The sequence below is a fragment of the Qipengyuania aestuarii genome (assembly GCF_019711535.1).
Classification (GTDB): Bacteria; Pseudomonadota; Alphaproteobacteria; order Sphingomonadales; family Sphingomonadaceae; genus Qipengyuania; species Qipengyuania aestuarii.
In genome coordinates this window covers 800777-813392 of the sequence record NZ_JAIGNP010000003.1, presented here as the reverse complement: position 1 = coordinate 813392, position 12616 = coordinate 800777, and the positions used below count along the sequence as shown (strand labels likewise).

The window sequence follows — 12616 nt, the reverse complement described above, 5'->3', positions numbered from 1 at the left end:
CCCTGCAGATAAGCGAGGCCGCGTGATTCCTCAAGCCATGTCGAGGCGGCGCGCGCCGGCAAGGGTCGAAATGCGCTTGGTCCCGACCATGCCGGCACCTTTTTGCTTCACGCTGGAAAGGAAACGATATTCGCTGCTCGCACTACCAGGGGTCAGTTCGACGGCCATGTAGCCGCGCTGCGAACTGTCCATGAATTGGAGCTCGGAATTGCGCTCCACCATAGCCCTGGCGATATCTTCGGGGGCAATCTGCGGGAGATAGCCCTCAAAGCCGGGAGAGGTGACCGAATGGCCGCCGAATTCGACCCCGACCTTCTGGCCACCGTGACCCAGGTCGAACGCCCAGGCATTATGCGTATCTCCCGCCAGGCTGATTAGATTGGCATCGGCATCGAGCGCAGCTTCGAATACCCTTGCCCGCGCCGCCGGATACCCGTCCCATGCATCCATGTTGAGCGGTAATCCCGCTTCGCTGGCAAAGGCGCTGTTGCGAATTCTCTCTAGCACGTAATCGGGCACGCCGACGGAAAGCCGGTCATTGAGCGATGTTGCACTGCTGACCTTGCCCATCAGGACCTGCTGGACCAGCACCTGCCAGATCGTGCCTTCGCGGCGCGAACGTTTCAGCCCCTCGGCCAGCCAGGCTTGCTGCCTTGTGCCGAGCACTTCTCGTGCCGGGTCGAGATAGGTACCGTCGCGGAACGCCTCCAGACGGGCCACGGTTTCTTCGGGTGAGCCGCTGCCTTTGAGGATGCTGGTGTAATCGAATTGCTCCGCGCGGGCGGTCAGGCGGGTTTCCAGGCGGTAGAGGGTGGCCAGATCGCCCACCTGGTATTCGGCCCATGGCTCGTCCGAAACCGGCATCCACTCACGGTATGCTCGCATCGAGGCGGCCTTGCGCACCGACCATGACCCTTCGGTTTCCGGCTGGTGGTTCTGCGCGCCGCCTTCCCAGCTATCGTTGGTGCTTTCGTGATCGTCCCAGCCGGCGATCATCGGATAAAGCTGGTGCAGGCGCTGCAGGTCGCGATCACTGCGATAGATCGCGAAACGGTTGCGATAATCGGCCAGTGACACCGTTTCGCTCTGCGGGAGCACATTACGCCCGGTAGCCGTCTGTTCGGCGGAAGGATAATTACCGGCCGGATATTCGTAGAAATAATCGCCGAGGTGCAAGGCGCAGTCGAAATCGCCTGCCTCCGCGGCGTGGGCATAGGCATTGAACCAGCCGAAGCCGATGTTGGAGCAGGAGAACACGGCCATCTTCCAGCTGGCTGCGCGACCTGCTGGCAAAGTGCGGGTCCGGCCCAGATCGGACATTGTCCCGTCCGGCGCCACGAAGCGGAAATAATACCAGCGGCCCGGCTCCAGACCGGTGGCCCAGGCCTTGCAGCAGTAATCGTTGTCCGGGGACGCGCGCACCTCGCCCTCGGCCATGACCCGGCGGTTGGAATCGGCTTCCAGCACCTGCCAGGTAAGAGGCGTATCCTGCGCGGCCGCGAACCGGGTCCAGAGCAACACGCGATCACGACCGGGTTCGCCGCTGGCCACTCCGTGGGTGAAGCCCTGCGAGGAGCGCCCGGTCTGCGCGATGGCAGGCGTCGCTGCGAGGCCAGCTCCGAGCACACCGCTTTTGAGCAAGGTGCGACGATCGAGTGCGGGCAGGCAGGCTGATTCAGGCGGTGCGGTGAGCGACATGGCTATCTCCTTTGCGCGCCGGATGACCGAAGCGCGTGGCAACTTCGTGACAGGCGATTTTTCAAAACACCAGGGTGAGCTTTACTTAATGGAAAGGGTGCTTGACATTCAAATTCCGATATGACAAACACCCTTTACACAAAGAAAAGGAATCTTGCCATGAAACAGATTTACAAAAGCCTGCTTCTCGCGGCCGCCATGATAGGTGTGGGGCTTCTCGCCATCTTCGATGTTGTCCCGGAAAAGGTAGCGCAGTTTGCGCCCCTTGCCCTTCTCGCAATGTTCCCTGGGGCATGGTTGGGCCGCGACCGTTGCTGCAACATTCTGGGGCGGAGCAAGGCATGAGTGCGGACGCTGAAACGAGGTCCCGCCGTGCTAGTATGTGGGGCGGCCTATCGGTCGGCACTGCGGCTGCCATTCTCGGGCTAAAGTTCTCTGGCACGATCGACAGATCCACGATTTATATTCTCGCTATCATTCCGCTGGTTCTGATGGTGCTCTGCTTTCGCGCTTCTCTTGAAGCGAGCAAAACAGCCAGCCGATCCAACCAGGCGGCAGTCCGGTACACGAAAGGAATCATGGCCAGTTCGCTCGCCTATCTGCTTGGGCTGGGTATTGCTCTTTCGGTCTGGCGTAATCTTGATCCTTCGACTGGATTCACATGGTTGCTCGCGATGCTACCGATCATCCCGATTTTCTGGATGATCTTTGTAATGGCTCGCTATCTTAAAGAGGAAAACGACGAATATCTTCGCTACCGGGCAATTATTGCCTCGCTCATTGGGCTTGGCTTTGTACTCGCCATCGGCAGCTTCTGGGGGTTTCTCGAGACCTTCGAACTTGTACCGCATGTTCCGGGTTGGTGGTCTGTCCCGATATGGGCTTTCGGTATGGGTATCGGCCAGGCGTGGCAGAACAGGAGCGGTGAATGAATAATCGCCTCAAGGTCCTGCGCGCCGAACGCAACTGGAGCCAGCAGGACCTCGCCGACCAGCTGGAAGTCAGCCGCCAGAGCGTGAACGCGATCGAGAAAGGCCGCTACGATCCTTCCCTGCCGCTCGCATTCAGGATCGCCGACCTTTTCGAACTGGCTATCGAGGAGATCTTTTTGCGTGACTGAACACGATTTGTATCGACCTCGCTTGACTTGAACGATGCCTCCTTGGAATGTCGGTTCCGGACGGGAATACAACAGGCATTCGGCTACGGGGGTCGCCTTTATTTATGCATTACGAGAATAACGACGCCGACAGTGCGTTCGGCTTCGACGGCAATTGGCAGGATTTCGCGAAAATCGCTCTGCCCAATCTTTTGCTCACCATCGTCACGCTGGGCATTTACCGCTTCTGGGCCACGACCCGCGAACGCAAATATCTGTGGGCCCATACTAGGTTCGTGGACGAACGGCTCGAATGGACCGGCAAGGGAATGGAGCTTTTCATCGGCTTCGTCCTCGTCATGCTGCTCTTCTTCCTGCCTTTCTCGCTTATCGGTATGGTGTCGGAAGCGCTGGTAGCGCGGGGCCAGGCACTTTGGGCAGTGTTGCTCACTGCCGGATCGTTCTTTTTCATTCTTTATCTCACCGGCGTCGCCCAGTTTCGTGCCTTGCGGTATCGCATGTCACGGACCCGCTGGCGCGGCATCAGAGGGGGTAGCAATGATCAAGGCTTCAAGTTCGGCTGGTCCTATCTCTGGAAAACCATCGTGGGTCAGCTCCCGATGGGTCTGCTCGTGCCATGGTCCATGACCAGCCTGTGGAACGAGCGCTGGAACAAGATGAGCTTCGGCCCCTATCATTTCGATGCCGATGCCCAGTCGGGCGACATCTTCGGACGCTATCTCCTCTTCTATCTCGCGCCGATCCTCCTGTTTGTCGCCATGGCGATCGCAGCCGTCACGGGCGGCGGCATCGGTTTCGGGCTGGGCGGAGAAGCTGGCACGGGTGTCGGCGTGGGCCTCGGCATCGCCATCGCGCTCTTCGTATGGTTTTTCGCCCTCGGTCTGATCGCGGCGGCATTCTATGCCAAATATTTCCGCGAAGTTGTGGGATCGGCGCGCTGGAAAGACCTCAGATTCGGTTTCGAAGCGTCGACTGCGGACTGGATCAAGCTGTATCTCGGCGACTTCGTCTTGGTGGTTCTGACCCTTGGCATCGGCTTCATCTTCCTTTCCTATCGCCACTGGAAGTTCTTCATCGTGCACATGCAGGCAGACGGAAACATCCTGCTTGATGAACTGACGCAATCCACCACCAGGACCGCGAAGCATGGCGAAGGACTGCTCGACGCCTTCGACATGGGGGCGATCTGACATGAGCGAACCGGCATTCCAGAGCTTTGCCCAGTGGTATGACGGTCATACCGCCATCAAGCATGAGGGCGAGGCAATCTGGGATGGCGGCGGTCTGCTTCGGCTACGCGGAGCGAGCGGCAGCCTGGAAGTGCCTTTCGCCGATCTGGAGTTCGGTGAAGAGCGCCTTGGCGAAACCGTCTATCGCCGGGCAAGCGAACCCGATTTCCGCCTCATACTGCCTGCCGATCTGCCGCCCGGCCTTGCTTCGAAACTGCCCGAACGGCAGACCTATGGTGCCTGGGTGGACAAGCTTGGCCTCGGCAAGGCAACTGCCATCTTCGCCGCAGTCAGCGTGGCCGCTGTCGCGCTTTTCATGACAGCGCCCGAATGGCTCGGCCCGCGAATCCCGCAAAGCTGGGAGCGTAATCTTGGCGATGCGATGGTCGGAGATTTCGGCAACCGCCTGTGCCATACGCGCGATGGTGACCGAGCGCTGACCAAGCTCTTGGCCAAGGTCGATCCGGAACAGGAGAAAGTGCGGGCCGGTGTCGCCAATATCGGCATGGTCAATGCGGTTGCGTTGCCGGGCGGACAGGTCCTGCTGTTCGATGGGCTGGTGCAGGATGCCGAAAGCCCCGAAGAGCTGGCCGGCGTGCTGGGCCACGAAGTCGGTCATGTCCGCGAACGGCACGTCATGACCGCTCTCCTGCGGCAGTTCGGGCTGACCATCCTTCTGTCCGGCGCGAATACAACGGTGGGCGACACGATGTTTGGCCTGGCGGCGATGGGATATTCGCGCGACGCCGAACGCGAAGCGGATGAATATTCGCGCGAGCGCATGGCCGAGAGCCGGATTTCGCCGCTGGGTGCGGCCCGCTTCTTCGAACGCCTGGGCGGGGATGACGAAGGGCTGACCGGCTGGGTGTCCAGCCATCCCGGGCCGGCCGAACGCGCCAAGGCCTATCGCGCCGCAGCGCGCGGGAAGACGTTCGAGCCGGTTCTAACCGCCGCGGAGTTTCAGGCACTGAAAGACATGTGCCAACAGGATCCGGATGTAGAGAGCTTCGATCTCTTCTTCTGAGCGTTTCCCCTGCAGGGTTGCATCCCCAACCCTTCGCCACGACATGTCCTGTCGATGAGCGACGTACAATTCCACTCCATGGCAGATGGACGCCGGATCGCCTTCCGGCTTAGCGAGGGCGAGGGCCCCGCGCTGGTCTTCCTGCCGGGCTACATGTCCGACATGGACGGCAGCAAGGCTACCGCCCTGTTCGACTGGGCGCGTGGGCACGGCCGGGCTTGCCTCCTGCTCGACTATTCGGGCTGCGGGCGCAGCGACGGCGATTTTGCCGATGGAACCCTGTCGACATGGCGGGACGAGGTGCTGGCCCTGATCGACGCCAACATCGCTGGCCAGGTGGTACTGGTCGGGTCTTCGATGGGCGGCTGGCTCATGCTGCTGGCCGCACTTAAGCTCGGCGAACGGCTGGCCGGCATGATCGGCATCGCTGCCGCGCCGGACTTCACCGACTGGGGTTATTCCGCCGAACAGAAAGAACAGCTGGCATCGGGCGCGGTGGTGCGGGAAGAAAATCCCTATGGCCCCGAGCCAACGCCGACATATCCGCGCTTCTTCGCCGATGGCCAGGCGCTGCGCCTTCTGGACGAAACGATTGAGATCGCGGCGCCCACACGCCTGCTGCATGGCCAGCGCGATGCCGATGTGCCCTGGCAGATCAGCCAGCGGTTGGCCGAGGCGCTGCGTTCGGATGCTGTTCAACTTACCCTGATCAAGGATGGCGACCACCGGCTTTCGCGGCCGCAGGATATCGCCCTGCTGCTGCGAACAGTCGAAGGCCTTTTGCAGCAGCTGGAAACCACGTGACCAATCTCCTTACCCCCCTCGCCCTGATGCTTATGCAGGTCGGGCTCAATCCCGCTGCGGGCGGGATGCCCGGCGTGCCTGAAGAATTGCGGGACCGGCCGCCGAGAGAGAGGGCTGAAACGAACAGCGAGGCAAGCGCGCTTACCAAGTGCCTGCAGCAGACGAACAGCGATCCGCAGCGCGCGCTCGACACGGCCCAGCGCTGGCGGGAGACGGCAGACAGCGATCTCGGCCTTGCGCAGAGCGCCCATTGCCTCGGCCTCGCCATGGTCAAGCTTGGCCGCATGAACGAGGCGCGGCAGGCCTTCGAACTGGCCAGCGCGGAAGCCCCCGCAGACAATCTGGCCTATTCGGCGCGGCTTGCCGCAATGGCGGGTAACGCAGCCGTTGCCGAAGGAGAGATCGAAGCTGCCCTCCCGCTGCTCGACCGCGCAGGAGGCATGGCGCTGGCCGCAGAAGAAGGACCTTTGGCAGCCAGCCTTCGCGTAGATCTTGCCCGCATTCTCGTGCGCGCAGACCGCCAGGAAGATGCCGCCGCCGCTCTCGCCGAGGCGCGCGAAGCCGACGAACGAAATGCCGAAGCCTGGCTGCTTTCAGCGACCCTTTCGCGCCGGCTACAGCGTTTAGGCGAGGCCCAGTCGCAGATCGAGCGCGCCGCGCTGCTGGATCCGCGCAACCCTCAGGTCGGACTTGAAGCCGGAGTAATCGCCGCCATGTCGGGGCGCGAAGCCGATGCAATCGCGAGCTTTTCTTCGGTCCTCGAAGTCGCGCCGGACAGCCCCGAGGCTCAGCGGGCGCAAGGCTATCTCGACCAGCTAAGGAAACCATCTCCAGAATGACCGCATATTCCGTCCTCGATCTCGTCCCTGTCCGCGAAGGCAGCACCCTTACCGAAAGCTTCGAGGCCGCCGTCGCTTTGGCGCAAGGGGCCGAGGAGACGGGCTGCAAACGGTATTGGGTGGCGGAACATCACGCGATGGAAGGTGTTGCGGGCGGCGCGACTTCGGTAGTGCTGGCTCATATCGGCAATGCGACCGACAGTATCCGCATCGGTTCGGGCGGGATCATGCTGCCCAATCACACGCCGTTTCAGATCGCCGAGCAATTCGGGACGCTCGACGCACTCTTCCCGGGCCGTATCGACCTCGGCCTGGGCCGCGCCCCGGGGGCCGGACCGGAATTGCAGCGGGCGCTGCGCAAAGACCTTCACCGGGCGGCGGAAACCTTCCCGCAGGACGTCGTCGAATTGCAGGATTTAATGGCCGGCGATACTGCGGTCCATCCCACGCCTGGTCTTGGCGCAAGGCCCGAATTCTGGATGCTGGGATCGAGCCTGTTCGGGGCGCAGCTCGCCGCACGTCTGGGCATGCCCTATGCCTTTGCCAGCCACTTCGCGCCCGACCATCTCGACAGCGCGCTGGCCATCTACCGCCGGGATTTCCAGCCGAGCGAAACCTGCGAGAAGCCGCATGTGATGGCCGCGATGAACCTGTTCTGCGCCGCAACCGAGGATGAAGCGCACACGCTGGGAACTTCGCAGATGCAGGCTTTCGTCGCATTGCGCACCGGACGTCCTTCGAAGCTCAAGCCGCCGGTGGAAGGCTATCGCGCGCATCTGCCGCCCCCAGCGGCCGCGATGCTCGACCATATCGGACAGGCGAGCGCGATCGGGACGCCTCAGCAATGTGCAGAGGCCGTCAACCGGTTCGCCGAACGCACCCAGGCCGATGAGATCATCTTTGCAGGCCCGACCTTCGACCCGCAAGCGCGCATCGACAGCCTGAAGCTGGCGCTGGATGCGCTGGCCTGATTGTCCGCGCTGACGCTACGTCCGTGGTTCATGCATAGGTTTGCGAAAATGCATGTTCAGTGCCTTGCCCTTGCTGGGCAACGGGCCTAATCGCGGCGTCTGATCGATACCGGGTGAAGACTCGGATGTTTCAAGGCGCGGCAAGTTTTCGCGTCATATTTGAGAGGCCCCATGGGTTCCAAAACCGATTCGAAGCCCGCTACCGTTCCTGCCAACCAGATTGACGCACTTGTCCAGCACATGCGCGATTCCATGCTGCCCGGCGATACGCCGTTCAGCCCGGAGGGAATGAAGGACGCAGCCGAATATGTCGCTGCGACGGCGCAGCAACGCAAGTTCGGCGAGGTTGCGATGCGGATCGAGTCGGTAACCGAAGGGCATCGCTATACGCGCATTGCCATCGTCAATGACGACATGCCGTTTCTGGTGGATTCGACCGCCAACGCGATCTCGGCGCTGGGCATCGCGATCGACCGTCTCGTCCATCCGGTCGTCCCGGTGGCCCGGGCCAAGGATGGCACGCTCAGCCAGATCCATGAGGGCGAGCCTGACGACGCCTATTGGGAATCGATGATTTATCTCGAGACCGCGCGTGTCGATGCCAAGCAGCGGCGCGCTCTCGAAGAAGAGCTGCAGACGACGCTGGCCGATGTGCGCGCCGCGGTACAGGATTGGGCCAAGCTTCAGGAACAGATGAAAGCCGATGCCGCCTCCATCGACGACGATGAGGGCAGCGCGCTTCTGGAATGGCTTGAGTCGGGCATGCTGACGCAGCTCGGCCACGTCGTGCGGCTGCGCGACGGGAGCCAGCAGGACCCGCTGGGCATCTGCCGCGCAGGCGAGCCCGAATTGCTTGTGGACAGCAGCTTCGAACGCGCGTTCGCCTGGTTCGAAAAGGGCGGCAATCAGCGCACGCCGCTGATCATCAAGGCCAACCACATTTCACGCGTGCACCGCCATGTGCCGCTCGACCTGTTCATCGTGCCGCGCCGGGAAGGCAAGAAGGTCACTGCCCTGTCGGTCCATGCCGGCGTCTGGACCAGTGCTGCCCTGGCCGCCCCGCCACGCGCTGTCCCCATCCTGCGCGAACGGGTCGACCGCATCCGCGACCGCCTGAATTTCGACGAGGGCGGCCATGCGGGCAAGGCGCTGGTCCATGCGATGACCACGCTGCCGCACGATCTCCTGATCGGTTTCAGCGAAGAGGATTGCGAACGCGTCGCCACCACCATGATGGCGCTGGTCGATCGTCCGCGTCCGCGCCTCTCGCTGGTCGAAGCGCCCCTGGCCCGTCACCTGTTCGCATTCGTGTGGTTGCCGCGCGACATGCTGGCGACGCAGGTCCGGTTGCAGATCAAGTCGCTGCTGGAAGACAACGCTGCGGCACGTCTGCTCGACTGGAGCCTTGAAGTCGAAGGTGGCAATCTCGCCATGCTGCGCTTCGTGCTCGACATTCGTGATGGCGCCAAATCGCCCGACGAAGCGCTGCTTGAACAGCAGTTGCAGACCCTCCTGCGCGGCTGGAGCGAAGCGGTCGAGAACGAACTTGGCACGATGGTCGAAAGCGGACGCGCAGCTGCGCTGGCGATCCGGTTCGCCGAACATTTCCCCACCGCCTTCCGCGCGCGCTTCGGCCCGCGCGAGGCCGCAGAAGACATTGCGCGCTTGCGCGGTCTGGGCATCCACGCAGACGACGCGGAAGAAGACGCCAACAACGCGCCGCAGCGCGGCGCCCGGCTGTATCTTTCAGAGCGGGATGGCCCGTCTAACCTGCACCTCAAGCTGTACCAGTCCGAAGGCAGCCTGCCGCTATCGGACGCCGTGCCCGTGCTGGAAAACTTCGGTTTCCACGTACAGGCCGAAATGCCCACTGTTCTGAATGAAGGAAAGCTGGGCACCATCCACGATTTCGCGCTCGAACTGGCGCCGGGCGTGGATGCGGGCGAGTTGTTCGAGCGTTCGGAGACGATCGAAGAGGCAATAGCTGCCGTCCTCAATGGCCATGCCGAAAACGATGTCTTCAACCGCCTGGTCACCGAAGCCGGGCTGGATGCCGCCCATGCGGACTGGCTGCGCGCCTTTTATCGGTACCTGCGCCAGACGGGCATGGGCTTCACCATCTACACGGTGGTCGATGCGCTGGCCAAGAATGCCGACATCACCCGCGCGCTGATCGATTTGTTCACCGCCCGCCATGATCCCGCCTTCAAGGGCGACCGGGAAGGCGCGGTCGACGATGCGCGCAATGTGATCAAGCGCGGCCTGTCCAAGGTCAAGGCGATCAATGACGACCGCCTGCTGCGACTCTACAACGCATTGATCGACGCGATCCTGCGCACCAATTCCTTCGCCCCGGCGGCGAACGAGGCGCTGGCGTTCAAGATCGACAGTTCGCTGGTGCCCAACCTGCCCAAGCCGATTCCCTGGCGCGAAATCTTCGTCTATTCGCGCAGGGTCGAAGGCATCCATTTGCGGGCCGGCCCTGTCGCCCGCGGCGGCCTGCGCTGGTCGGACCGGCGCGACGATTTCCGCACCGAGATTCTTGGCCTGATGAAAGCTCAGCGGGTGAAGAACGCCGTGATCGTCCCGACCGGGGCGAAAGGCGGCTTCTATCCCAAGCAATTGCCCGATCCAGCGATTGACCGCGATGGCTGGGCGGCAGAAGGCCAGGCCAGCTACGAAGTCTTCATCCGTACGCTGCTGTCGATCACCGACAACATCGTCGACGACAAGGTGGTGCATCCCGACGGTGTAGTCATCACCGATGGCGAGGACCCCTATTTCGTGGTCGCCGCCGACAAGGGCACCGCACGCTTTTCCGACGTGGCCAATGCGATCGCGGAATCTAAGGATTTCTGGCTCGACGATGCCTTCGCATCGGGCGGCTCGAAGGGCTATGACCACAAGGCCATGGGCATTACCGCCAAGGGCGCGTGGGTCAGTGTCCAGCGCCACTTCCTCGAGAAGGGTATCGACGTCCAGACCGACCCGATCCAGGTCGTGGGCTGCGGCGACATGTCGGGCGACGTATTCGGCAACGGCATGCTGCTGTCCAAGGCAATCAAGCTCGTCGCGGCGTTCGATCACCGGCACATCTTCCTCGATCCCGATCCCGATCCTGCGGCAAGCTGGAAAGAGCGGTCGCGGATGTTCGACCTCCCGCGGTCGAGCTGGGAGGATTACGATGCGGATCTCATCTCGCGCGGCGGCGGTATCTATTCGCGCGATGCGAAAACCATCAAGCTGTCGAAGTCGATGCAGAAGGTCCTCGACCTCGATGTCGCGGAAATCGAACCCGATGTGCTGATTTCCGGCATTCTGAAGGCTCCGGTCGATTTGATCTGGTTCGGAGGTATCGGCACCTACATCAAGTCGAGCGCCGAGAATAACGTGCAGGTCGGCGATCCGGCCAACGATCCTTTGCGGGTCGACGGCAAGGAAGTGCGCGCGAAGGTTATCGGCGAAGGCGCCAATCTTGGCGTCACGCAGGCCGGGCGCATCGAATATTCGCAGAATGGCGGCCGCTGCAACACCGACTTCATCGATAACTCCGCCGGGGTCGATTGCTCGGATAACGAGGTCAACATCAAGATCTCCCTCGCGGCGGCCAAGCGCGCGGGGAAGCTGACTGAGCCCAAGCGGGTTGAATTGCTCGAAGAGATGACCGACGAGGTCTCCGCGCTGGTGCTGGAAGACAACCGCCTGCAGGCGCTTGCCATTTCCATCGCCGAAATCGGCGGCGAACGGGCCATGGCGTCGCAGCTGCACCTGATCGAGACGCTGGAAGCCAGCGGGAATCTCGATCGCCGGACCGAAGGGCTGGCCGATAACCAGACGCTGCAGCGCCGCGCTACCGACGGTATCGGCCTGACCCGGCCCGAACTGGCCGTGCTGCTATCCTCCACCAAGCTGGTGCTGCAGGACGCGATCGAGGCGAGCGACCTGCCCGACGATCCGATCCTGGAAGGCCTGCTGATGCGCAGCTTCCCGGAACCGATGCGCAAGAAGTTCCGGACCCAGATCGAAAATCACCGGCTGCGCCGCGAAATTATCGCAACCAAGCTCGCCAATGCGATCGTCAACCGGATGGGCATGGTACATCCGTTCGAGCTCGCCGAAGAAGAAGGCGTCGAACTGTCCGAAGTGGCGGCAGCCTTCGTCGCCGTCGCGCATCTGTTCGACCTCAGCACTCTCTGGGCGGAAATCGATCTTGCCGAGATGGAGGAAAGCGGGCGTCTGGTCCTGTTCGACCGTCTGGCCGCAGCCACCGGCAATCTCATGTCCGATGTGCTGCGCACGGCTGGCGGGCGCGTCCAGCCGGCAGCCATGGTCGCCGAACTTGGCGAAGGGGTGAAGGTCCTCGTCGAATCTTCCGAGCAATTGCTTGGTGCCGAACTGAAGACCCAGTCGCTGAAATTGCGTGAAGTCTTCACCACCGCCGGCGCCCCTGACGACCTTGCCGTCAAGGTGACCAATACCTTCGACCTCGACGGGTCGGTCGGCCTGGCGAAGCTCGCCGCCGATACGGACATCGGCCCTAAGATGGTCACGCAGGGCTTCTCCGATCTCGGGGCGATGCTCGGGATCGACTGGGCACAGAGCACGGCGGCGAAGATGAACCCTTCGGATGTCTGGGAACGGCTGCTGACATCGGGCCTTGCCCGGGACTTCCAGCAGATGCGGCTCGAACTCCTGCGCCGCCTTGCGCGCAGAAAGGATGCCAAGACCGATATGCCGGGCGTCGTCGAGACTTGGGCGGAAGACCATGAAACCGCGATCCGCCAGTTCCGCACCATGGTGGACCGGGCGCAGGCGCAGACCCCTGTCGCCCCGGCGATGCTGGCCCAGGTGGCAAGCATGGCACGCAACCTGCTGGCTCGGTGAAACGGCCCGCAAGGCTTGACCCGACCGGCAATTGAGGCCAGCCCTCC

At 62.4% G+C, this 12616-nt stretch carries 11 protein-coding genes; 10 read left to right on the top strand and 1 reads right to left on the bottom strand.

Annotation, left to right across the window (positions count from 1 at the left end; translation table 11 throughout):
* Positions 1-30: 30 nt before the first annotated feature.
* A complete protein-coding gene (locus tag K3175_RS13735) occupies positions 31-1698 on the bottom strand; it encodes an alkaline phosphatase D family protein (RefSeq protein WP_221544027.1) in 1668 nt (555 codons plus the stop codon).
* Here K3175_RS13735 and K3175_RS14305 point away from each other — a divergent pair.
* The 10 genes from K3175_RS14305 to K3175_RS13690 all read left to right on the top strand — a co-directional run bounded on the left by K3175_RS14305 (position 1688) and on the right by K3175_RS13690 (position 12569).
* A complete protein-coding gene (locus K3175_RS14305) occupies positions 1688-1822 on the top strand; it encodes a hypothetical protein (protein ID WP_282098263.1) in 135 nt (44 codons plus the stop codon). The genes K3175_RS13735 and K3175_RS14305 overlap by 11 nt on opposite strands.
* 35 nt (positions 1823-1857) lie before the next feature.
* Entirely contained in the window at positions 1858-2043 is a 186-nt protein-coding gene (locus tag K3175_RS13730; protein WP_221544025.1) for a hypothetical protein, read from the top strand.
* Positions 2040-2630, top strand: coding sequence for a hypothetical protein (locus tag K3175_RS13725; RefSeq protein ID WP_221544024.1), 591 nt, complete (start codon positions 2040-2042; stop codon positions 2628-2630). Before K3175_RS13730 ends, K3175_RS13725 begins: the two co-directional genes overlap by 4 nt.
* Positions 2627-2818 carry a helix-turn-helix transcriptional regulator gene (locus K3175_RS13720; protein WP_221544022.1) on the top strand — a complete coding sequence of 64 codons (192 nt, stop codon included), beginning with the start codon at positions 2627-2629 and terminating at the stop codon, positions 2816-2818. Before K3175_RS13725 ends, K3175_RS13720 begins: the two co-directional genes overlap by 4 nt.
* A gap of 104 nt (positions 2819-2922) precedes the next feature.
* Complete coding sequence (locus K3175_RS13715) at positions 2923-4008, top strand: YjgN family protein (protein ID WP_221544020.1); 1086 nt, start codon at positions 2923-2925, stop codon at positions 4006-4008.
* Between the two features lies 1 nt (position 4009).
* On the top strand, positions 4010-5071 hold the full coding sequence (locus K3175_RS13710; protein ID WP_221544018.1) for a M48 family metallopeptidase: 1062 nt from the start codon (positions 4010-4012) through the stop codon (positions 5069-5071).
* Between the two features lie 54 nt (positions 5072-5125).
* A complete protein-coding gene (locus K3175_RS13705; protein ID WP_221544016.1) occupies positions 5126-5875 on the top strand; it encodes an alpha/beta fold hydrolase in 750 nt (249 codons plus the stop codon).
* A complete protein-coding gene (locus K3175_RS13700; RefSeq protein WP_221544014.1) occupies positions 5872-6714 on the top strand; it encodes a tetratricopeptide repeat protein in 843 nt (280 codons plus the stop codon). Before K3175_RS13705 ends, K3175_RS13700 begins: the two co-directional genes overlap by 4 nt.
* The gene (locus tag K3175_RS13695; protein ID WP_221544012.1) at positions 6711-7685 is read left to right on the top strand and encodes an LLM class flavin-dependent oxidoreductase; all 975 of its coding nucleotides are present in this window, start codon (positions 6711-6713) and stop codon (positions 7683-7685) included. Before K3175_RS13700 ends, K3175_RS13695 begins: the two co-directional genes overlap by 4 nt.
* A gap of 171 nt (positions 7686-7856) precedes the next feature.
* Complete coding sequence (locus K3175_RS13690; RefSeq protein ID WP_221544010.1) at positions 7857-12569, top strand: NAD-glutamate dehydrogenase; 4713 nt, start codon at positions 7857-7859, stop codon at positions 12567-12569.
* Positions 12570-12616 lie beyond the last annotated feature (47 nt).